General features: G+C 43.3%; 19 protein-coding genes. 17 read left to right on the plus strand and 2 right to left on the minus strand.

Annotation, left to right across the window (positions count from 1 at the left end; all coding sequences use genetic code 11):
- Positions 1–38: 38 nt before the first annotated feature.
- From phoU to DYE66_RS06035, 4 genes are all read left to right on the plus strand, one after another.
- The gene (gene phoU / locus DYE66_RS06020) at positions 39–692 is read left to right on the plus strand and encodes a phosphate signaling complex protein PhoU (RefSeq protein WP_002999777.1); all 654 of its coding nucleotides are present in this window, start codon (positions 39–41) and stop codon (positions 690–692) included.
- A gap of 239 nt (positions 693–931) precedes the next feature.
- Entirely contained in the window at positions 932–3,478 is a 2,547-nt protein-coding gene (locus tag DYE66_RS06025) for a M1 family metallopeptidase (RefSeq protein WP_003000585.1), read from the plus strand.
- Between the two features lie 233 nt (positions 3,479–3,711).
- Positions 3,712–4,386, plus strand: a complete 675-nt coding sequence (locus DYE66_RS06030; protein ID WP_003000322.1) for a response regulator transcription factor — start codon at positions 3,712–3,714, stop codon at positions 4,384–4,386.
- The gene (locus DYE66_RS06035; RefSeq protein WP_044124002.1) at positions 4,376–5,761 is read left to right on the plus strand and encodes a sensor histidine kinase; all 1,386 of its coding nucleotides are present in this window, start codon (positions 4,376–4,378) and stop codon (positions 5,759–5,761) included. The genes DYE66_RS06030 and DYE66_RS06035 overlap by 11 nt, the downstream gene beginning before the upstream one ends.
- Positions 5,762–5,972: 211 nt before the next feature.
- Here the strand turns inward: DYE66_RS06035 and rpsT are convergent, their stop codons facing one another.
- Positions 5,973–6,221 (minus strand): 30S ribosomal protein S20, encoded by a 249-nt coding sequence (gene rpsT / locus DYE66_RS06040; RefSeq protein ID WP_019782614.1) that lies wholly within the window; start codon positions 6,219–6,221, stop codon positions 5,973–5,975.
- A gap of 52 nt (positions 6,222–6,273) precedes the next feature.
- Positions 6,274–7,194: a type I pantothenate kinase gene (gene coaA, locus DYE66_RS06045; RefSeq protein ID WP_003000552.1), complete on the minus strand. Its 921-nt coding sequence runs from the start codon at positions 7,192–7,194 to the stop codon at positions 6,274–6,276.
- Between the two features lie 64 nt (positions 7,195–7,258).
- Here coaA and DYE66_RS06050 point away from each other — a divergent pair, with 64 nt between their 5' ends.
- The 13 genes from DYE66_RS06050 to glgA all read left to right on the plus strand — a co-directional run bounded on the left by DYE66_RS06050 (position 7,259) and on the right by glgA (position 23,409).
- Positions 7,259–7,849 (plus strand): class I SAM-dependent methyltransferase, encoded by a 591-nt coding sequence (locus DYE66_RS06050; protein ID WP_003000150.1) that lies wholly within the window; start codon positions 7,259–7,261, stop codon positions 7,847–7,849.
- On the plus strand, positions 7,846–9,123 hold the full coding sequence (locus DYE66_RS06055) for a pyrimidine-nucleoside phosphorylase (protein WP_115325038.1): 1,278 nt from the start codon (positions 7,846–7,848) through the stop codon (positions 9,121–9,123). The genes DYE66_RS06050 and DYE66_RS06055 overlap by 4 nt, the downstream gene beginning before the upstream one ends.
- 9 nt (positions 9,124–9,132) lie before the next feature.
- Positions 9,133–9,795, plus strand: coding sequence for a deoxyribose-phosphate aldolase (gene deoC, locus DYE66_RS06060; RefSeq protein ID WP_003000531.1), 663 nt, complete (start codon positions 9,133–9,135; stop codon positions 9,793–9,795).
- Positions 9,782–10,201, plus strand: a complete 420-nt coding sequence (locus DYE66_RS06065; protein WP_003000209.1) for a cytidine deaminase — start codon at positions 9,782–9,784, stop codon at positions 10,199–10,201. Before deoC ends, DYE66_RS06065 begins: the two co-directional genes overlap by 14 nt.
- Before the next feature lie 65 nt (positions 10,202–10,266).
- Complete coding sequence (locus DYE66_RS06070; protein WP_164785580.1) at positions 10,267–11,319, plus strand: BMP family lipoprotein; 1,053 nt, start codon at positions 10,267–10,269, stop codon at positions 11,317–11,319.
- Positions 11,320–11,645: 326 nt separating this feature from the next.
- Positions 11,646–13,181, plus strand: coding sequence for an ABC transporter ATP-binding protein (locus tag DYE66_RS06075; protein WP_002999829.1), 1,536 nt, complete (start codon positions 11,646–11,648; stop codon positions 13,179–13,181).
- Entirely contained in the window at positions 13,174–14,238 is a 1,065-nt protein-coding gene (locus DYE66_RS06080; RefSeq protein ID WP_003000289.1) for an ABC transporter permease, read from the plus strand. The genes DYE66_RS06075 and DYE66_RS06080 overlap by 8 nt, the downstream gene beginning before the upstream one ends.
- The gene (locus DYE66_RS06085) at positions 14,235–15,188 is read left to right on the plus strand and encodes an ABC transporter permease (protein ID WP_115325039.1); all 954 of its coding nucleotides are present in this window, start codon (positions 14,235–14,237) and stop codon (positions 15,186–15,188) included. Before DYE66_RS06080 ends, DYE66_RS06085 begins: the two co-directional genes overlap by 4 nt.
- Before the next feature lie 228 nt (positions 15,189–15,416).
- Positions 15,417–17,615, plus strand: coding sequence for a type I pullulanase (gene pulA, locus DYE66_RS06090; RefSeq protein WP_019788360.1), 2,199 nt, complete (start codon positions 15,417–15,419; stop codon positions 17,613–17,615).
- Between the two features lie 150 nt (positions 17,616–17,765).
- Entirely contained in the window at positions 17,766–19,646 is a 1,881-nt protein-coding gene (gene glgB / locus DYE66_RS06095; protein ID WP_002999894.1) for a 1,4-alpha-glucan branching protein GlgB, read from the plus strand.
- A gap of 70 nt (positions 19,647–19,716) precedes the next feature.
- The gene (locus DYE66_RS06100; protein ID WP_003000514.1) at positions 19,717–20,856 is read left to right on the plus strand and encodes a glucose-1-phosphate adenylyltransferase; all 1,140 of its coding nucleotides are present in this window, start codon (positions 19,717–19,719) and stop codon (positions 20,854–20,856) included.
- Positions 20,846–21,979, plus strand: a complete 1,134-nt coding sequence (glgD, locus tag DYE66_RS06105) for a glucose-1-phosphate adenylyltransferase subunit GlgD (protein WP_003000320.1) — start codon at positions 20,846–20,848, stop codon at positions 21,977–21,979. The genes DYE66_RS06100 and glgD overlap by 11 nt, the downstream gene beginning before the upstream one ends.
- Positions 21,976–23,409 (plus strand): glycogen synthase GlgA, encoded by a 1,434-nt coding sequence (gene glgA / locus DYE66_RS06110; RefSeq protein ID WP_003000112.1) that lies wholly within the window; start codon positions 21,976–21,978, stop codon positions 23,407–23,409. Before glgD ends, glgA begins: the two co-directional genes overlap by 4 nt.
- The last annotated feature ends 15 nt before the right edge of the window (positions 23,410–23,424 follow it).

Below are 23,424 nucleotides of genomic sequence, written 5' to 3' on the forward strand. Positions count from 1 at the left end.
GTCTACCGACTAAATAGATAGAAAGAAATAATTTGCTTATGTTACGTACACAATTTGAAGATGAATTAGATAAGTTGCATAATCAGTTTTATGCGATGGGAACGGAAGTCAGTTCTCAAATCAGTAAGACAGTTCGTGCCTTTATCAGTCATGATCGTCAGTTGGCCAAGGAAGTCATTGAGTCTGATGAAATTGTCAATAATTATGAAACTAAGTTGGAGAAGAAGTCCTTAGAGATTATCGCCCTTCAACAGCCAGTTTCTACAGACTTACGTTCCGTTGTCACAGTGCTCAAGGCTTCCAGCGATGTTGAGCGTATGGGTGACCACGCTTCAGCCATTGCTAAGGCAACTATTCGGATGAAGGGTGAAGAACGGATTGAAGAAGTAGAAGAGTCTATCAATAAGATGGGTCGGGCTGTCCGTGATATGGTTGAAGAAGCTATGAATGTCTATATCAAGGCAGACGAAGGAGCTGCCTATACAGTGGCCGCTAATGATGAATATATTGACAATCTCTTCGTTGAGACACAAAATATGACAGTTGAAGCTATCAAGGCTAATCCTGATGCGGCTTTTGCGGCTAAGGAATATTTCCAAGTTTTGATGTACTTAGAACGAATCGGTGATTATGCCCGTAATCTCTGTGAGTGGGTTGTCTATCTCAAAACAGGAAAAATTATCGAACTTTAGTAATGAATATGTTATAATTGGGATTGGTTTTGGCCAATCTTTTTTTGGCCTATCAGTACCGATAATCCTCATGTCATCTAAAGGAAGACAATCTATCCAAGCAAGCCCCATCACTTTTTTCAAATTTTGGCCAAGAAAGTGGGATTGAGCTGGTAGGGTCCGCCTTAGGGGTATTCTAACTGTCTCTATGATGTCATTTGAGGAGTGTAAATTATAATCATCAATAATTAAGGAGTCTTATGAATTCAGTAGAACGCTTTATTGATAAGTTTGTACCTGAAAACTACAATATTTTTCTAGAGATTAATCGCAAAGAGAAGACCTTCTCAGGTAACGTCGCTATCAGTGGTGAAGCCCTTAGTGACCAGGTTTCTTTCCACCAGAAAAATCTGACCATTTCCTCCGTCCTTTTGGATAATCAGCCCGTCGAGTTTGAAGAGGATGATGCCAGAGAAGCTGTTGACCTCAAGTTACCTGAAACGGGTAGTATGACCCTGGTTCTGGAATTTTCTGGTCATATCACGGATAATATGACAGGTATTTATCCCTCCTACTATAAGGTTGATGGGGTGAAGAAAGAAGTCATTGCGACCCAATTTGAAAGCCATTTTGCTCGCGAAGCCTTTCCTGCCATTGATGAACCAGAAGCCAAGGCTAGCTTCGACTTGGCCATTAAGTTTGATCAAGAAGAAGGTGAAGTGGTCATCTCCAACATGCCAGAGACCAACGTTGACCTACGTCAGGAAACTGGAGTCTGGACCTTTGAGACGACCCCAAGGATGTCTTCATATCTCTTAGCTTTTGCTCTGGGGGATTTGCAAGCCAAAAAGGCTGCAACCAAAAATGGTACAGAGGTCGCTATCTTTGCCACTAAAGCCCACAAGGCCTCGTCCTTGGACTTTGCCTTGGATATTGCTGTTCGTGTCATTGATTTCTACGAAGATTACTATGGGGTAGCCTATCCTATTCCCCATTCCTATCACTTGGCCCTGCCTGACTTCTCAGCAGGTGCTATGGAAAATTGGGGGCTGGTTACTTACCGAGAAATCTATTTGGTCCTGGACGAGAACTCAACTGCTGAAAGTCGCCAGCAGGTTGCTCTCGTCATTGCCCACGAGTTAGCCCATCAATGGTTTGGTAATTTGGTTACCATGAAGTGGTGGGATGACCTCTGGCTCAATGAATCCTTTGCCAATATGATGGAATATGTATCTGTTGATGCCATAGAACCATCCTGGAATATCTTTGAAGATTTCCAAACGACGGGGGTTCCTTTGGCTCTCAAGCGCGATGCCACCGATGGGGTTCAATCCGTCCATGTTGCTGTCAATCATCCCGATGAAATCAATACCCTCTTTGATCCAGCTATCGTCTATGCTAAGGGCAGTCGCCTCATGCATATGTTACGTCGCTGGTTAGGGGACAAAGATTTTGCGGCTGGCCTCAAGGCCTACTTTGAGAAACACCAGTATCGTAATACTATCGGTCGGGATCTCTGGAATGCGCTCTCGGCAAGTTCAGGTAAGGATGTCGCTAGTTTTATGGATGCTTGGTTGGAGCAACCAGGTTATCCCCTTGTAAGTGCGCAAGTTCAGGATGATACGCTTATTCTCAGCCAGAAGCAATTCTTTATTGGGGAGCATGAGGATAAAAACCGTCTCTGGCAAATCCCTCTCAATAGTAATTGGTCTGGTCTGCCAGACACTCTTTCAGAAGCTAGCATTAGCATTCCTAACTATTCCGAATTGGCAGCGAAAAATGAAGGGGCACTTCGATTAAATACCGATAATACAGCCCACTATATCACCAATTATCAGGGGCAACTTTTGGATAGCCTACTGGCAGACTTTGCTGGTTTGGATAAGACCAGCCAGTTGCAGGTCCTTCAGGAGCGTCGCCTCTTGGCAGAAAGTGGGGAAATTTCCTACGCAGATTTGGTCCCCCTGTTAGCCATGCTGTCTGACCAAACTTCTTATATGGTTGCAGCGGCTGGTGAGCAGATTATCTCAGGCTTGGATCGCTTCATTGATGAAGGTTCTGATAGTGAGGCCAATTTTAAGGAGTTGATTAGAAGGGCTGCCGAGCAGAACTTTGCCCGTCTAGGTTTTGAAAAACAAGCAGGGGAAGCTGATGAGGATGAAATGGTTCGCCAAGCGGCTATCCGTCTCATACTCAAGGCAGATGATGAAAAGGCAGTAGCTCAGGCTCATGAGATTTTCCAAAGCTATGAAGGCAGACTTGAGTCCATTCCAGCTGCCATTCGTGCCTCAGTCCTCATCAACGAGATGAAACATGCCGAATCTCCTGAACTTGTTCAAGAGTATTTGGATGCTTATGTCGCAAGCTCTGATGGTATTTTCAAACGACAAGTTGCTAGTGCCTTAGCCAATACTAAGGATGGGGCCAGTCTGGACCATATTTTGACACAATGGCAAAACAAGGATGCGGTCAAACCCCAAGACCTATCGACTTGGTATGCTTACTTCTTGCAACATCCTTTCACTCAGACCAAGGTTTGGACTTGGGCCAAAGAGAATTGGGAATGGATTAAGGCGGCCCTCGGCGGTGATATGAGCTTTGACAAGTTTGTCATTTATCCAGCCAATAGCTTCAAGACTCAGGAGAGCCTGCAGGACTATAAGGATTTCTTTGAGCCTCAATTAGACGATATGGCGATTTCCCGAAACATCACCATGGGGATTAAAGAAATTGCTGCTCGGGTTGATTTAATTGAGAAAGAAAAGGCTGCCGTTCAAGTTGCTATTGACATGGCAGTTGCGAAATAAGATTAGGAGGGTCTAGAAAGTCTTCTAGGCCCTTTTTTGTAAGGGTTTTAGACCTATTTCAGCTAGTATTGTTAGACTGAAACAAATCTCAAAAATTTAATGAGATAATTCTACCAGTCCTGTTAGGATTTGGGAGTCAATCTCGGCTGATATTTTATCTTTCTCAGTCGCAATGGACTGGGACAAGTTCTTAGAAATATGGTAAGATAGAGTGAAGAATGGAGTATTGTTCAATGATTAAAATTTTGTTGGTAGAAGATGATTTGAGCCTTTCAAATTCCGTTTATGATTTCCTGGATGATTTTGCTGAAGTCACCCAAGTTTTTGATGGAGAAGAAGGTCTATTTGAAGCAGAAACAGGTGTTTATGACTTGATTTTGCTTGATTTGATGTTGCCAGAAAAAGATGGCTTTACCGTCCTTAAGGAGTTGCGCGATAAGGGTGTCGTTACCCCTGTCTTGATTACTACAGCCAAAGAAGCTCTGGATGACAAGGGGCATGGCTTCGAACTTGGGGCGGATGACTATTTGACCAAGCCTTTCTATTTGGAAGAATTGAAGATGCGAATTCAAGCTCTCTTGAAGCGCTCAGGTAAAATTAACGATAAGTTGCTGACCTACGGTGATTTAGAATGTGATACATCAACCAATACTGTTAAAGTAAACGGTAAGGTTGTTGAACTCTTGGGTAAGGAATTTGACCTTCTAGTTTATTTCCTTCAAAATCAAAATGTCATCTTGCCTAAAACGCAAATTTTTGACCGAATTTGGGGCTTTGATAGTGATACAACCGTATCCGTTGTCGAAGTTTATGTTTCTAAAATTCGTAAAAAATTAAAGGGAACTGATTTTGAAAAATGTCTTCAAACACTACGCAGTGTGGGGTATATTCTAAAGGATGTTAAATAGGTTGAAGAAGAGAATCTTTTCTGAAGGTTTCTCGACTTTTCTTCACTTTTTATCCGTCTTCACAGTCATTTTCTTGGTCATGACTATCCTGATTCTGCAAATTATGCGGATAGGAATTTACTCGTCAGTAGATGATAATCTCAACAAGGCTGTCGATAGCATTGATTCTTATGTCTATATGAATATGTATCGGGCCAGTCTTTACTCTGCCTTTGATGGTAAGAATAATGCAGACTTATCTGTTTTTACTGACGGTGATGAATTTTTGGGAAATGGGACAACCCTGCCGGGCAATGCCAATTCGGGTCTCTATCAAAGTTCCAACAAATCCCATGTGGAATTAAATGCCACCATTGAAACCATCATTTACGATAAGAATGGTAAGGTTCTTAATAGCTCAGAGATTCTTTCAGGTCTTAACAAGCTACAAATTGATAAGAGCGAGCTTGGCGAAGTGAATGAGATTAGTGTTAGTGGTAGCTTTCGTGAGAAGGAGCATTACCGCTATAAGACCGTAGCGGTTAAAGATAAGCAATTCCCCAAGGTGGCCTATGCGACTATTGCTATTAGTGTCAACCAGTTAGATAGTGCCAATTCTCGTTATCAAATTATTATCATTACGGTGATGATTGTTTTCTGGCTCATATCTGTCTTTGCTAGTGTTTATCTGGCTAACTGGTCTCGCAAGCCAATTTTAGAAAGCTATGAGAAGCAGAAGAACTTTGTTGAGGATGCCAGCCATGAGTTGAGAACGCCTCTGACGGTTCTCCAGAATCGGCTTGAGAGCCTCTTTCGTAAGCCTGATGAAACCATCTTAGACAATTACGAGACAGTGGCCTCAAGCTTGGAAGAAGTCCGCAATATGCGGATTTTAACCACCAACCTGCTAAATTTAGCCCGACGGGATGATTTGCTTAATCCTGAGATTGAAGAAATTGAGCCAAAATTCTTTGATAAGATTTTTGAGAATTATGGCCTCATCGCTGAGAAAAATGGAAAAGACTTATCCTGCCACAATGGCTTAGAGACGACCATCAAGTCTGATAAGACCTTGATTAAACAAGTCATGACCATCCTCTTTGATAATGCGGTTAAGTATACTGGAGACGATGGTGCCATCAGTATTGATGTGGCTAGTAGTGATAGGAAGCTGGTCATCAGGGTCGCAGACAATGGCTCAGGAATTAGTGAAGAAGATAAGACAAAGATTTTCGATCGCTTTTATCGGATTGATAAGGCCAGAACCCGGCAAACGGGTGGTTTTGGTCTAGGACTCTCCTTGGCTAAGCAGATTGTCGAAGCCCTAAAGGGGACGATTAGCGTCCGAGACAATGACCCCAAGGGAACGGTTTTTGAAATTAAATTAAATGCTTAAAAGGCCTCTTCGCCATTGCTTGCGAAGGGCCTTTTATACTGATTTAAACTCAAAACCTGAAAGTTATACCAAGCAATTGGATTTATTAGCGAACCAGTAAGTGATTATCCAATTTTTTTCTGCGTAGTGCCATTATTAGCAAGGACGATTTTTGTTGCGCACTAGTATCCCGATTTTGAGCCATAAAAAAACCTCCAGAAGGAGGTGAATTTTAGCCAAGTTTAGCTGCAAGACGAGCTTTATCACGGCTAGCTTTATTCTTGTGAATCAATCCTTTAGATTGAGCTTTATCGATTGCTGAGCTAGCAGCACGGAAAAGTTCTTCAGATGGATTTGCTTCAAAAGCTTTGATTGCAGTACGCAAAGCTGATTTTTGAGCTGAGTTCTTTTCGTTTTGCTTAACGTTAAGTTCAGCACGCTTGATAGCTGATTTAATATTTGCCAAAGTTTTCACCTCCATTTTTACTAACCATTCCATTATAAAGGAAATAGCCAAGTTTGACAAGCCTTTATCACTTTTTCAGGTAAATTTTATCAATCCTATGATTTTGGGATTTGTGAAGAATGAGTTCAGCTCGATTACGGGTTGGCTCGATATAATTTTCCAAATTAACCAAATTAACTTTTTCCCAGGTCTCTTTAGAAAAGGCCAGGGCATCTTCCAGCTTCAATTTTGTCAAAGAATAGTAGTAGTTTTTCTTATCCGCCTGGGCTAATTTCAAAAGGGTTTGGAAACGCTCCAGATACCATTTCTCGATATGAGCGACTTCTGCATCAATATAGATTGAGAAGTCGTAGTAGTCATTCATATAAAGACGATGGTTCTGTTGGTTTTGAAAAACATTGATACCTTCAACAATGAGAAAGTCTGCCGCCTCAATGGTCTCTTTTTTCTGTGGGACAATATCATAAATTTCATGGGAGTAGACAGGGATGGACATGGTCTGACCATTTTTTACACCATCCAAGAAGTTGATGAGGCTTTCCATATCATAACTTTCGGGAAATCCCTTCTTGTCCAGAATCCCCTTTTGTTTTAAAACTTGGTTGGGGTAGAGAAAGCCGTCTGTTGTCACCATTTGGACCTGGCTATTTTTGAAAGTTCGGGCCAAGAGTAGCTGAAGGAGACGACTAGTGGTGGATTTGCCGACCGCAACTGAGCCTGAAATGCCAATGATGAAGGGCCTCTTTTTAGCCTGTTTCTGCAAGAAAATTCCCTTGGCGAAGCTGAGGTTTTCTTGGGCATTTTTATAAATCTGAATCAGGCTAATGAGGGGCAGGTAGACTTCTCTCACATCCTGAATATCGATCTTGTCATTAAGACTTTTGATGGAATCCAACTCTGCTTGCGTCAGTAGGGCCTGTTCAGCTTGGTGCAGTCCTTGCCAGGTCTGTCTGCTGACTTCTTCGAAATTGATAAATTCATGAGACATAGGCTTATTGTAGCACAAATTATGTTAAAATGGAGTGACTTTAAAAATGGAGTGAGTAAAGAATATGGGCAAGATGTACTACGCCGAAAATCCAGATGCCGAGCACGATATTCATGATTTGAGAGTCCAGTTACTAGGGGAAGACTTTCACTTCTATACGGATGCCGGCGTCTTTTCTAAGAAGATGATTGATTATGGCAGTCAGGCCCTTTTGTCCGTCCTGAATTTTTCTGCTGGCCAAAGCTTGCTCGATCTTGGCTGTGGCTATGGTCCCCTGGGAATCAGTTTGGCCAAGGTTCAAAATTTAAAAGTAACCATGGTTGATATTAACCAGCGTGCCTTGGAATTAGCCCAAAAGAATGCCAAGCGCAATGGGGTTGAAGTGGACACCTATCAGTCCAATATTTACGACCAGGTAAAGGGACAGTTTGATCAGATTATCAGTAATCCCCCTATACGTGCTGGCAAGCGGGTAGTGCATGATATTTTAGAGGGAGCTTACGATCATCTTAAGCCAGGTGGTAGCTTAACCACTGTCATTCAAAAGAAGCAGGGGGCACCCAGTGCCAAAGCTAAGATGGCGCAGGTTTTTGGAAATGTCGAAGTAGTCAAGAAGGACAAGGGATATTATATTTTGAGGAGCATTAAAGAATGAGAGCAGTTGATTTAATTCAAAAAAAACGTGATGGTGGCCAATTAAGTACTGAGGAAATCCAATGGCTGATTGCTGCCTATGTGGCAGGAAAAGTACCTGATTATCAAATGTCAGCCTTTGCCATGGCGACCTATTTTAAGGGAATGACCCTGGCGGAAACCAGAGATTTAACCATGGCCATGGTCGAATCAGGAGATCAACTAGATCTATCAGCAATTCCTGGTATCAAGGTGGACAAGCATTCAACCGGTGGGGTCGGAGATAAGGTGACTTTGATTTTAGCCCCCTTGGTGGCTAGTTTTGGAGTGCCCGTGGCTAAGATGAGTGGGCGAGGTCTGGGGCATACTGGTGGAACCTTGGATAAGTTAGAATCCATCAAGGGTTTTAAGGTTGAAGTTCCAGAAGCTGACTTCATCAGGCAGGTGCAAGAAAAGGGGATTGCTGTCATTGGTCAGTCGGAGCAAATGGTCAAGGCGGATAAGATGCTCTACGCTCTGCGCGATGTGACGGCTACTGTCGATACCATGCCTCTGATTGCCAGCTCAGTCATGTCCAAGAAAATTGCTGCTGGCGCCGATGCTATTATGCTGGATGTTACAGTTGGTGACGGTGCCTTTATGAAGACTCTGGAGCAAGCAGAAGAACTCTCTAAAACCATGGTTAGTCTAGGAAAAGAAGTTGGACGTCAGACCATTGCCGTCATGACCGATATGAGTCAGCCACTGGGGCAAGCCATTGGCAACCGGCTAGAGATACTTGAAGCGGTTCAAATCATGAAGGGGCAGGGGCGTTCGGATATAAGGGATTTCATCTGTCAACTGGCACAAATCATGTTAAAGCTTGGTGGCAAAGGAATAAGTCTGAGAGAAATCAAAGAGCACTTGACCCAGGGGCAGGCCTTACAAAAGTTTGAAGAGCTGATTGCTGCCCAAGGGGGCCAGGTGCAGGATATTTACCGGCCGGTCGAGACTGCTTTTGTTTATGAAGTCAGGGCTGATGAAGGTGGTTATCTAGCTAAACTTCCTGCGCTCTACTTTGGTCATTTTGCCATGGAAATTGGAGCTGGTCGTTCGGTAAAAACCGACCATTTAGACTATGATGCTGGGATTTTGTTCGATAAAAAACTGGGGGATGCGGTTACAAAAGGAGATTTGTTGGCAAAAATCTATTCAAATCAAGAAATTCCTCAAAAAAAGATTACAGAATTCGCAAAAAATGTTACAATAAGTAACGAAAAAGTGCAGACAAAAGAGATATTAAAAATTATTGATTAGGGGAGAGAAATGGCAATTAATAAATACATTGACCATACCTTGTTAAAACCAGATGCAACCAAGGAAGGGATTGATAAATTGCTGGCTGAGGCCAAGGAATATGATTTCGCTTCGGTCTGTGTCAACCCCTATTGGGTTGCCTACTGTGCTCAAGTGCTGAAAGATTCAGATGTTAAGGTGTGTACCGTCATTGGTTTTCCTCTGGGAGCCAATACCACAGCGACTAAGGTTTTTGAAGCCAAGGAAGCTATTGCTAATGGCGCAGACGAAATTGATATGGTCATCAATATCGGTGAATTAAAGGCTGGAAATGATGCTGCAGTAGAAGCAGACATTCATGCTCTCGCTGAGGCAAGTGGCAACAAGCTGCTCAAGGTCATCATTGAAACTTGTCTCTTGACGGATCAAGAAAAGGTCAGAGCCTGCCAACTGGCCGTTAAGGCTGGTGCAGATTATGTCAAGACCTCAACCGGCTTTTCAACTGGTGGGGCCACCATTCCTGATGTGACCTTGATGCGTCAGACTGTTGGTGATCAGGTCGGTGTCAAGGCTTCTGGTGGGGCAAGGACTTACCAGGATGCCAAGGCTTTTGTAGAGGCTGGTGCCAGTCGAATTGGGGCATCAGCAGGTGTCGCTATTGTTGAAGGAGAAAAGGCAAGTGGCGACCAGTAATCTAGACCTAGTCCAGCTGGCTAAGCAGGCAAGCCAAAGAGCCTACGTCCCCTATTCGGGTTTTCCAGTCGGAGCAGCCTTACTGACTAGATCCGGGCAGATTTTTGAGGGGTGTAACATAGAAAATGCCAGCCTTGGTTTAACCAATTGTGCCGAAAGGACTGCTATTTTTAAGGCTATCTCTGAAGGCTATCGGGATTTCGCTGGACTGGCTATTTATGGCCAGACAGATCGTCCAATTTCACCTTGTGGGGCTTGCCGTCAGGTAATGGCTGAGTTTTTTGACTTGGCTTGCCCAGTGACTTTAATTGCTAAAGATGGTGCGACAGTCGAGATGACAGTCGGTGAGTTATTACCATACTCATTCCAGGGCCGTGAATTAGGACCTGCGAAAGATTTGGATTAGACCTTCGGGTTTAAGATATTTTGCAACTTAGTTGCGACTTTTTAAGGAGGAGTTCATTCATGAAGATGAACAAAAAACTTATTGGCTTAGGTTTGGCAGCTGTTGCCATCCTATCACTTGGTGCATGTAGCCGTTCGTCTCAGTCATCATCCAGTAAGGTGAAGGCTGCCATCGTTACAGATACTGGTGGTGTTGATGATAAGTCCTTTAACCAGTCAGCTTGGGAAGGCATGAAGGCCTGGGGTAAGGAAAACAAGCTCAAAGAAAAGACGGACTACACTTACTTCCAATCTAAGAGTGAGTCAGACTACGCTACTAACCTTGATGCTGCTCAAAACAAGGGATACAACCTCGTTTTTGGTATTGGTTACAACTTGCATGATGCTATCAACGATGCAGCAAAGGCTAATCCAAAAACGAATTATGTTTTGATTGACTCAGAAGTTACTGGTCAAAAGAATGTTGCTAGTGTCCTCTTTGCGGATAATGAAGGAGCCTACCTAGCTGGTATTGCAGCAGCTATGCAAACCAAGACTGACCACGTTGGTTTTGTCGGTGGGGTTAAGTCTGATACCATTACGCGTTTTGAAGTTGGTTTCAAAGAAGGGGTTGCTTCCGTTGATAAAAATATCAAGGTAGACGTCCAGTATGTTGGTTCCTACAATGATGCTACCAACGGTAAGGGTATCGCAGACTCTATGTACTCAAGTGGAGCAGATGTCATTTACCACGCTGCTGGTGCTTCAGGAACAGGTGTCTTCACCGCTGCTAAAGATATTGACCAAAAACTTTCTGCAGATAGCAAGGACAAGGTTTGGGTAATCGGTGTTGACCGTGACCAAACAGATGAAGGTAATTACAAGGCTAGCGATAAAGAATCTAACTTTGTTTTGACCTCTACCATCAAAGAAGTTGGTACGGTTGTTAAGGATATTGCCAACGATGAATTGGATGGTAAGAAATTCCAAGCTAAGACAACAACTTATGGCTTGAAAGACAAGGGTGTTGATATCGTTACCAACAACCTACCAGAAAAGACTAAAAAAGCTGTTGAATCTGCTAAGAAGGACATCATTGACGGTAAGGTTACCGTTAAAGACGGTGTCAAAAATAAATAAGTGAATTAAAAAGAGGAGAGCAAAATCACTGGCTGAGCCAAATGGATTTAGCTCCTTCCTAATTCCTTAGTCTTGAAAGGGCGACCTAATGGGTCGCTTTTTCAGGGTAAGGCTGAGATTTTTATCTCAGTTAAGAGACTGGATTAATACTCAATAAAAATCAAAAATAGTCAAGGCAACGAACTGCAGGCTGTACTTGGGTACGGCAAAGTGAGTTAACGATGGATAGTTTTGATTTTTGAAGAGTATAAGAAATGAATTTTTTAAAATCATAACTTCAATGGGTCTCTTAACTGTCCTAAAAATTAAGAAGAAAGGGAACATCTATGACACAAGAAACTGTCATTGAAATGCTAAATATCACTAAAAAGTTTGGTGATTTTACTGCCAATGAGCATATCAATCTTGACGTTAGGTCTAGAGAAATTCACGCCTTACTCGGTGAGAATGGTGCGGGCAAATCAACCCTGATGAATATGCTATCAGGCTTGCTGGAACCAACCGAGGGAGAGATTTTTCTCAAAGGAAAATCTGTTAAGTTGGATTCACCTTCCAAGTCTGCTAATTTAGGGATTGGCATGGTTCACCAACACTTTATGCTGGTAGATGCTTTTAGTGTTACCGAAAATATTATTCTTGGTAGTGAAGTCACTAAGGGTGGCATGCTAGACCTGAAGAAGGCTAGTCAGGAGATTAAGGAGCTTTCGGAGAAATATGGTCTGCTTGTTGATCCTGATGCCAAAGTTGCCGATATCTCTGTTGGTGCCCAACAGCGGGTGGAAATTCTTAAGACCCTCTATCGTGGGGCCGATATTTTGATTTTTGACGAGCCTACGGCTGTTCTGACACCAGCTGAAATTGCTGATTTACTGGAAATTATGCGCAACCTCGTCAAGGAAGGCAAATCCATCATCCTCATCACCCACAAACTTGATGAAATTCGGGCTGTTGCTGACCGCGTGACCGTAATTCGTCGCGGAAAATCAATTGAGACGGTTTCAGTAGAAGGAACCAGCAGCAAGGAGCTGGCTGAGATGATGGTAGGACGAGCTGTTTCTTTCAAGACTGACAAAAAGGCTGCCCAACCCAAGGATACCATCCTAGCCATCAAGGATCTGCATGTCAATGAGAATCGTGGTGTGCCTGCGGTTAAGGGGCTTTCCCTTGATGTCAAGGGGGGCGAAATTGTTGGTATCGCTGGGATTGATGGTAATGGCCAGACCGAATTGATTCAGGCCATTACTGGATTGCGCAAGGTTAAGTCAGGCTCCATTAAAATTAAGGGCAAGGAAGTCACAGATGCCAGTCCTCGTCAGATTACAGAATTGAGTGTTGGTCATATTCCCGAAGACCGTCATCGCGATGGTATGATTTTAGAGATGACCCTAGCTGAAAATCTAGCCCTACAAACCTACTACAAAGAGCCCTTTAGTCATCATGGTGTTTTGGATTATAACTATATTAACAAAAATGCGAGACGCCTGATGGAGGAATTTGATGTCCGAGCTGCTAGTGAATTAGTTTCTGCAGGCTCTCTTTCTGGTGGGAACCAGCAGAAGGCTGTCATCGCTCGGGAAATTGATCGAGACCCAGACTTGCTGGTCGTTAGTCAACCAACACGTGGCCTGGATGTCGGTGCCATTGAGTATATCCGCAAGCGACTGGTAGCTGAACGGGACAAGGGCAAGGCTGTACTTGTTGTCAGCTTTGAATTGGATGAAATCTTGGACTTATCTGACCGGATTGCTGTTATTCACGATGGTAAAATCCAAGGGATTTTAGACCCTAGTCAAACCAATAAGCAGGAACTTGGTATTCTCATGGCAGGTGGCCAATTAGACAAGGAGGAAGCACATGTCTAGTAAAATGCAGAATTGGACAGTTCCGCTGATTGCTGTCTTTTTGGGGATGATAGCAGGAGCTATCCTCATGCTGGCCTTTGGCTACAATCCCCTTTTTGCCTACAATGACTTGATTTATACGTCTCTCTTTTCTTCTGTTAAGAATATCGGCGAAGTACTGGCGCAAACAGGGCCGCTGATTCTTATTGCGCTTGGCTTTGCTGTATCTTCTAAGGCTGGTTTCTTTAATGTCGGCCTACCTGGTCAAGCACTGGCTGGTTGGTTCGTGGCTGCTTGGTTTGCTCTCATGCATCCAGACTTGCCCAAACCTTTGTCCCTTCTTGCAACGGTAGTCATTGCCTTGGTAGCTGGTGGGATTATTGGCGCCATCCCTGGTATCTTAAGAGCCTATCTTGGAACCAGCGAAGTTATTGTCACCATCATGATGAACTACATCGTTCTTTATGTAACCCAAGGGCTGATCGGTAATTTCTCCAAATCAATTATGAGAACAACAGAAGCAACCCAAAAGGTTTCCCAATCAGCTTCCTATCAAACAGAACTTCTGAGAAATCTAACGGGAGGTTCCCACTTCAATCTTGGCTTCTTTATGGCCTTGATTGCGGTAGTCCTTGTCTGGTTCCTCATGAAGAAGACCAAGACTGGCTATGAGATTACGGCTGTTGGGCTCAACCCTGATGCCGCTCAATATGCTGGGATGTCTGCCAAACGGACCATTGCGCTTTCCATGGTCATCTCAGGTGCCCTCTCTGGACTGGGAGGGGCCGTCTATGGTCTGGGTTACTTCGAGAATTTCTTTGAACAGTATTCTTCCTTGCAAATTGGCTGGGATGGGATGGCGGTGGCCCTCTTGGCTTCTAATAATCCGGTTGCCATTCCTTTTGCGGCCTTGCTTTATGGTATTTTAGCCATCGGGAAAACCGGGATGCAGGATGTTCCCCAAGAAGTTATTGATGTCGTCTCTGCCTTGATTATCTTCTTTGTTGGTTCTAATTATATTATTCGTCGCTACATTAAACCTCGTCAAAAAGCAGCTAGCAAAGGAGGAAAATCATGATAGCAGTTATTGCCACAATTGTGGCCTCAACCCTTAGTTATGCGACCCCCTTGATTTTTACTTCTATCGGAGGAACTTTTTCCGAACGAGGTGGTATCGTTAATGTCGGCCTAGAAGGTATCATGGTTATGGGAGCCTTCTCGGGTGTTGTCTTTAACCTAACTTTCGCCGACCAGTTTGGGAAGGCTACGCCTTGGATAGCTTGCTTGGTTGCAGGTCTAGTTGGTTTGGTCTATTCCTGCCTCCATGCCCTGGCTACCATTAACTTCCGAGCAGACCATGTCGTTTCAGGTACGGTCCTTAATTTGATTGCGCCATCCCTGGCGGTCTTTCTCTGTCGTTTCCTCTACAATGGTAATGGGCAAACGCCAACCATTAAGATCAACTTCAGTACCAGCTCCGTGCCAGTTCTGAAAGATATTCCTGTTCTAGGTCGAATTTTCTTCACCAACATTCCCTTCCTAGCCTATGTGGCCATTGTCTTTTCTTTCTTGGCCTACTTTATTATCTTTAAGACTCGCTTTGGTTTGCGCCTACGGTCTGTCGGTGAGCATCCCCAAGCTGCAGATACCTTAGGAATCAATGTTTCGCTAATGCGTTATGCTGGTGTCCTGATTTCAGGTTTCCTCGGTGGTGTCGGTGGTGCTGCCTATGTCCAACTGAATTCAAATAATTTCAGTATCGGTACCATCGTTGGACCTGGCTTTATCGCCCTGGCAGCCATGATTTTTGGTCGCTGGAATCCAATCGGAGCCATGGTGTCCAGTCTCTTCTTTGGGCTTCCTCAGTCCCTGGTCAACAGTACCAGCCAAATTCCATTTTTGGCCCATATCCCTGGACCTTACCTGAAAACCATTCCTTACATCATTACCATCCTAGTTTTGGCAGCCTTCTTTGGTAAGGCGGTTGCCCCTAAGGCTGATGGTGTCAATTATATAAAATCCAAATAGGATAGCCGAGAGGAAGCTGGGACTTCCTAGTTTCTTCTCAAAAATAGAGAGTCATGAAGTGGCTCTCTATTTTTTGACCCTTTATTTTATCGCCTGACCTAGGTGAACAATATCCCAAGCTCTCTTGTGATATTCTTGCTTTTTTCATCTATTTTTTAGCTTTTAACTGTGATAAAATATAGGTGAGATAAAGGAATCACGCATCTATAGAATTGGGAGTTTTTATAAATGTTGAAGAATCAAATTACGGTTCATTTTCATACCAAAAATGAGCATTATCAGAATTACAGTATGTGGAAGTGGTTGGATGGCTACTGGGGAGAGGATGCCTTCTTTAGTGGTCAAGATGATTTTGGCTTGGTTGGCCAAATCAACTACCCTTCGGAAAACTTTGTCCAACAGGTCAATCTTTTAGTCAAAACGACCGATTGGTCGTCACAAACCTGTGACTATGCCGTTAGACGCTTTTTAGGGGATGCCCCCAATAATATTTGGATTATTGAGGGAGACAGCAATGTCTATTATTCCAAACAGGTGGCCCTGACTAGCCCTTTTTATAATGGAAGGGATAATACAGCCTTTGATATGGGAATCAGAGCCAATGATTTTGACCACCGCTGGGCCTACCAAGGTTGGCTAGGTTTTCGTTACCAGAAGGAGAAGACTAAATTTAAACTTTGGTCTCCCTTAGCCGATCGGATTTACCTTTTGCTCTATCAAAATGACCAGGAGCCTGCCAAGATTATCCCCATGAAAAGGGGACATCGGGTTAATACCGACCACCATGAATTAAATAATCAGGGGGTTTGGTCTGTCACAGTAGATGGTGATTTGAATGGCTGGTCTTACCAGTATCGCATCTACCACGAGGAAAATTTCTACCAGGATACCAGAGATCCCTATAGTAGGGCTCTGAGCTTGGATAACAAGAGGTCCTTAATTGCTTCTAATCAAGCCATGCGACCTGAAGGTTTCTCTGTAAAACAGGACAAGGAGGCCGTCTGGCGGACTGATAATGCCTGCTCCGCAGTTATCTGTGAGATGCATATCAGAGATTTTACCAGCCACGCTTCGTCTGGCCTAGAGCAGTCCTTGCGGGGAACATTTTTAGGCGCCTGTCGCCACAATAGTCTAAACCCTGCAGGTCATCCAACAGGCATTGATTATATCAAGTCCATGGGCTATTCATATGTTCAGTTGCAACCCATATTTGACCACCATAAGACCTACTCCGATAAGGGAAAACTTCTCTATAATTGGGGCTATGACCCAGAAAACTACAATGTTCCTGATCGCCAGTTTGCCTTTGATCAAGAAGACCCGCTGGCACCCATCCTAGAATTTAAAGAGATGGTGCAGACCTATCATGATGCCGGTATTGGGGTGATCATGGATGTGGTCTATAACCACACTTATTCCTCCTATAATTCACCATTTCAACTTTCCTCACCTTATTATTACTATCGGATGCATAATGACGGTTCCTTCCAAGATGGCTCTGGTTGTGGCAATGAGATGGCTAGTGAGAAGGAGATGTTCCGTAAATATATGTTGGACTCAATTCTCTACTGGGTTGAGGAGTTCAATATTGATGGTTTTCGTTTCGATTTAATGGGGCTCCACGATGTCGCCACCATGAACCTGATCCGCGATACCTTGGACGGCATTGATTCGAGAATTCTCGTCTACGGTGAGGGTTGGGATATGGGCGTCGGCCTTCCCTTCAAGCAGAAGGCTAGCAAGGCCAATGCTGACCAGATGCCGAGAATTGCCTTCTTCAATGATAACGCAAGGGATGCCGTCAAGGGGCGTGAGGTCTATGGGGATATTGAGGCAGGTTTTGTCTCAGGAGCTCCATTGGAATGGGAGGTCTCTCAAGCTCTCATTGGCAGTCAGGCCTTTGCTCCCTACCTCATGCCTGGACAGGTCTTAAATTATATCGAAGCGCATGACAACTATAACCTCCATGATCTGCTCAAGGTTCTCCACCCAGATGACGGTAAAGAAGATAGGAAGGCCAGAGTCTATCTGGCTAATGCCCTAAATTTGTCCATGCAGGGACTGTGTTTTATGCAGTTGGGTCAAGAATTTATGCGAAGCAAGCTTTACCCAACTGGTCAAAATGGAGAAATAACCGAAGGAGATTACTTGCGGGCTAGCAATAGCTATAATGCCCCAGATAGCGTTAACAGTCTTGATTGGTCCTTAGTCAGCGAACATCAGGATCTCATCAAAAAAATTAAAAAACTTGTTAGTTTTAAAAAAAGCGGACGACTACTTTCACAAACACGGTATGAAGATATAATTCACAATGAAACTATTGAAGAAAACGGATATTGTTCGGGAATTGTTAAAGTTTCTATTGAAAAACCAGAAAAAACTAGCTTTATCTTTAATAATCATGAAAAATCTTTCGAATCCTACTGACAAAGTTAATTGTTTATGTTAAAATAAAGTTAATAATTGAAAGGCTAATAATCTTTACGTTTGTTAGTTTTTGGTCGTTGACAATTCAAGCAACCTTTTTGTGAGGTTGCTTTTATTTTTATACAGAAATAGCAAAAGGCGGGTGAAAGGATGACAAAAGATTTAGAACTCTATACATTCGGGACTGGTGAAAATTTTCACCTACAAGATTACTTGGGTGTCCATCGAGAAAAGGATGGGGGTTACAGTTTTAGGGTCTGGGCTCCTCATGCTGAGCACGTCCAAGTCATTGGGGATTTTACAGGATGGTTTGATGCCCCTCTAGATATGGTCATGAATCAGGCTGGTGTCTGGGAGGCAGAAACTGATAAGGCTGAAGAAGGTCAAATCTACAAATATTTGGTTAAGCGTCGTGGTGGTCAGCTTGTTGAGAAGATTGACCCTTGTGCCCTATATTTGGAAGATCGACCAGGAACAGGGGCTATTATCAAGACCTTTGAGGAAAAGAAGTGGAAGGATAGCCTCTGGATGGGACGGCGCAAACGCTTCGGCTTCAAGGAACGTCCTGTCAATATCTATGAAGTTCATTCTAGCTCTTGGAAATTAGGGCCTGATGGCCAGCTTTTAACCTTCAAGGATTTAACCAAGGACCTAATTCCTTATCTGGTTGAGATGAACTATACCCATGTCGAATTCATGCCCTTGATGGCTCATCCCTTGGGAATGTCATGGGGTTACCAATTGATGGGTTATTTTGCCTTTGAGCACACCTATGGCAAGCCTGGGGAATTCCAAGACTTTGTCGAAGCTTGTCACCTCAATAATATTGGGGTCATTGTTGACTGGGTTCCAGGTCACTTCACCCAGAATGATGATGCTCTGGCTTATTTTGATGGCACACCGACCTTTGAATATGCGGATAGCGACAGGGCCCACAATCGCCGTTGGGGCGCCCTCAATTTCGACCTCGGTAAGAATCAAGTCCAATCCTTCTTGATTTCAAGTGCCATGTATTGGATTGAGCAGTACCATATTGACGGAATAAGGGTAGATGCCGTTAGCAATATGCTCTATCGTGACTATGATGATGGCCCATGGACTCCTAATGTCTTTGGTGGCAATCGAGACCTAGAAGGTTTCAACTTCTTGCAAAAGTTGAACGGGGTTATTCATTACAATCATCCTAATGTTATGATGATTGCAGAAGAGTCCACGGCTGCAACCCCAATCACAGCTCCAATAGAGTCTGGTGGCCTTTCCTTTGACTACAAGTGGAATATGGGCTGGATGAATGATACCCTCAAGTTCTTTGAAGAGGATCCTATTTATCGTCAGTATGATTTTAATCTCATTACCTTTAGCTTCATGTATGCTTTTTCTGAGAACTTTATTCTACCTTTTTCTCACGATGAAGTAGTTCATGGCAAGAAGAGCCTCATGCACAAGATGTGGGGAGACCGTTACAATCAATTTGCTGGTCTGCGGTGTCTTTATGCTTATCAGATGTGCCATCCAGGTAAGAAATTACTCTTTATGGGGTCTGAATTTGGTCAGTTTTTAGAATGGAAGTACGACTATCAGCTTGAGTGGGGAAACTTAGAAGATAAGCTCAATCATCAAATGCAGCATTATACTTCCGAGTTGAATCAATTTTACAAGGATTATAAAGCTCTTTGGCAGATTGATGATTCTTATGACGGCATTGAAATTATTGATGCAGATAATACAGCGGAATCTATTCTTTCCTTTATCAGGCGTGATAAGAAGGGGAATCTTCTGGTTTGTGTTTTCAATATGGCGCCGGTTGAACGCAAGGAATTTACGATTGGTGTTCCTGTATCTGGACTCTATGAAGAAGTTTTCAATACTGAATTAGAGGAATTCGGCGGTGTCTGGAAGGAGAAAAATCCTGAAACGAAGACTCGAACAGGACTTTGGAAGGATTATCAGCAGACCCTTACCTTTACTATGCCAGCGTTAGGAGCTAGTATTTGGCGCGTGAAAAGACACGCAAGAAAAAATTCGGATTAATAATATGAGGCCTGCTCAATGGTCGTAGGTTCAAATAATTTAATCATCATTAATGGAAGGAGTTTTCTATATGAAAAATGAAATGTTAGCACTTATCTTGGCAGGCGGTCAAGGTACACGTTTGGGTAAGTTGACCCAAAGTATTGCAAAGCCAGCTGTCCAATTTGGGGGCCGTTATCGAATTATCGACTTTGCCCTTTCCAACTGTGCTAATTCCGGTATCAATAATGTTGGTGTCATCACTCAGTACCAACCCTTAGCCCTCAATAGCCATATTGGTAATGGTTCTGCTTGGGGATTGGATGGCATTGACAGTGGTGCAACTATCCTTCAGCCATACTCAGCAACGGAAGGTAATCGCTGGTTCCAAGGGACTAGCCATGCTATCTATCAAAATATTGATTACATTGACAGCATGAATCCCGAATATGTCTTAATTTTGTCGGGTGACCATATCTATAAGATGGATTATGATGACATGTTGCAAACCCATAAAGATAATTTAGCTAGTTTGACTGTTGCTGTCATTGATGTTCCGCTTAAGGAAGCAAGCCGTTTTGGTATTATGAATACTGATACCAATGATCGTATTGTTGAATTTGAAGAGAAACCTGAGCATCCTAAATCAACCAAAGCGTCAATGGGAATTTACATTTTTGATTGGAAGAAATTACGAGAAATGCTTCTAGATGCCCAAAAGAATGATATTGATATGTCTGACTTTGGTAAGAATGTTATTCCTGCTTACTTAGAACAAGGTGAGCCTGTTTATACTTACAACTTTTCAGGCTACTGGAAGGATGTTGGAACCATTGACTCCCTTTGGGAAGCCAATATGGAGTATATTGGTGAAGATAATGCGCTCCATAGCCGTGACCGTAGCTGGAAGATATATTCTAAGAATTTGATTGCTCCGCCGAACTTCATTACGGAACAAGCTCAAGTGGCAGATTCCTTAATTGTTGACGGTTGTGTTGTTTCCGGAAGGGTTGACCACTCCATCCTTTCAACCAGCGTTAAGGTCGAAGAAGGTGTTGAAATTAAGGACAGTTTCATCATGAGTGGTGCCACCATTAAGAAGGGGGCTAAGATTACTCGGGCCATTGTCGGTGAAGGAGCTGTCATTGGCGAAAATGTTGTCATCGATGGTAGCGATGAGGTTCAAGTAGTGGGTTATAACGAAGTAGTGGGGGTTCCAAATGAAGATTGATAAGTATTCTGCCATTTTAGGTAATGCAGTTGGCTACCATGATATGGGTAAATTGACTGAAAATCGGCCATTGGCTAGTCTGCCCTTTGACGGGAAATATCGTCTCTTGGACTTTCAGCTGTCCAGTTTAGCCAATGCAGGTATCCGTAGTGTTTATGGCATTTTCCGAGGTCAAAATATCCGCTCCATTTTTGACCATATTCGATCAGGTCGTGAGTGGGGGCTCAACACTCTTTTGAGTCATTATTTCCTTGGTTTCTATGAAAATGATGATCAAACCCATATTTCCGATTCAGATTATTATGGTCAAATTTTAACCTATCTCAAACGAGCCAACTCAGACCAGACTGTTTATATGTCAAGTGACATCCTCTGCAATATTAATCTGCAACAGGTTATCCATCTCCACAATGTCAATCATCAGGAAGTGACAGTGGTTTATAAAAAGGTTCCTAAGGACCATATCTCTGAGGCTAATGAAATCTTGCAAATTGACGAGACTGACCATGTGACAGGAAAGTTGGACTTAGCCAATGTCCAAGAGCCTGTGCCTATGTCTGCTGACATCTTTGTGGTCAATACACCTTGGTTGATTGAACAACTGGAAAAGGAAGCCAAGCAAGAACGTCCAAGAAAAATTCGTTACCTCTTACGTGATCTCTTAGTTGAGGCAGGAGCCTTGGCCTTTGAACACACAGGCTATCTCTCCAATATCAGCTCAGTTAAGTCCTATTATGATGCGAATATGGATATGCTGGATTCACAAAAGTTCTATGCTCTCTTCTATAGTAACCAAAAGGTTTATACTAAGGTCAAAAACGAAGAAGCCAGCTACTTTGCACCAAGCTCAGACGTTAAGCGTTCCCAATTGGCCTCGGGTTCAATCATCAAGGGTAGTGTCCAACATTCCATCGTTTCTCGGTCCTGCTATATTGATGAAAATGCCAAGGTCAGTGATTCGGTTATTTTCCCTAAGGTTAAGATTGGTCAAGGAGCTGTTCTGGAGCACGTTATTGTTGACAAGACGGTTACAGTTCCTGCAGGAGTCACCTTGCGGGGAAGTGCGGATAATCCATTAGTTATTGGTAAGGGACAGGAAGTTACTGGAGATATTATTCAATGAAAATCATGTTTGTAGCAGCAGAAGGAGCACCTTTTGCAAAAACCGGAGGCTTGGGTGATGTCATCGGAGCCCTACCTAAGTCACTTGTAAAAAAGGGGCATGAGGTTGCGGTTGTCCTACCCTATTATGATGTGGTAGACAGTAAGTTTGGTGACCACGTCGAAGATGTCATGTATTACTTTACCAATGTCGGTTGGCGCCACCAATATGTCGGTGTCAAGAAACTGGTCAAAGATGGGGTGGCCTTCTATTTCTTAGATAATCAGTCCTATTTCTTCCGTGGCCATGTCTATGGTGATTGGGATGATGGGGAACGCTTTGCCTTCTTCCAATTGGCAGCCCTTGAACTGATGGAAAAGATTGACTTTATTCCTGATATTCTCCATGTCCACGATTATCACACAGCCATGATTCCTTTCCTCCTCAAGGAAAAGTATCATTGGATTGAAGCCTACCGTAATATCCGGACCGTGTTCACTATTCATAATATTGAATTTCAAGGCCAGTTTGACTCAGGAATTCTCTGGGATCTCTTTGGCGTCGGTTATGAGCGTTATGCCGATGGGACCTTGCGCTGGAATGATTGCCTCAACTGGATGAAGGCAGCAGTCCTTTATGCCGACCGTGTGACGACAGTTTCTCCATCCTATGCCCAAGAAATTATGACACCAGAATTTGGTAAGGGCCTGGATCAAATTATGCGGATGGAGTCTGGCAAGATTTCTGGTATCGTCAATGGGATTGATGCTGAACTCTTTGATCCAATGACAGACCAATACTTGGATGCCCCATTTTCGCTTGAGGATTTATCAGGCAAGGCGGTTAATAAGGCTAAGTTGCAAGAACGGCTGGGCTTGCCCGTCAGGGATGATATCCCTTTGATTGGGATTGTATCTCGCCTAACTGATCAGAAGGGCTTCTCCTTGGTCGTTAGTGAGCTTCAGCATATCCTGCAGTTCGATTTACAAATTGTTGTACTTGGAACTGGTTATGCCGACTATGAAAATGGTTTCTCCTGGTTTGCTGGCCAGTACCCTGATAAGATTTCCACCAACATAACCTTTAACCTGGGTCTGGCACAACAGATCTATGGGGCAAGCGATCTCTTTCTCATGCCGTCTGCCTTTGAGCCTTGTGGCCTTTCACAAATGATGGCCATGAGATATGGTAGTCTTCCTCTTGTTCATGAAGTTGGAGGACTAAAAGATACCGTTCAAGCTTATGATGAAGTCAATCATAGTGGGACCGGCTTTTCCTTCCATGGTTTTTCAGGTTATTTAATGACCAATACCCTAAAATATGCCTTAGAGACATACTTTAATCGTCAGGATGACTGGAAGATGCTCCAAAAGAACGCTATGTCTCAGGACTTCTCTTGGGACACAGCTAGTGGGGCTTACGACCATTTATACCACGAATTATATTCTTAATATATAGTGAAGAAG

Source organism: Streptococcus downei MFe28, from assembly GCF_900459175.1.
Classification (GTDB): Bacteria; Bacillota; Bacilli; order Lactobacillales; family Streptococcaceae; genus Streptococcus; species Streptococcus downei.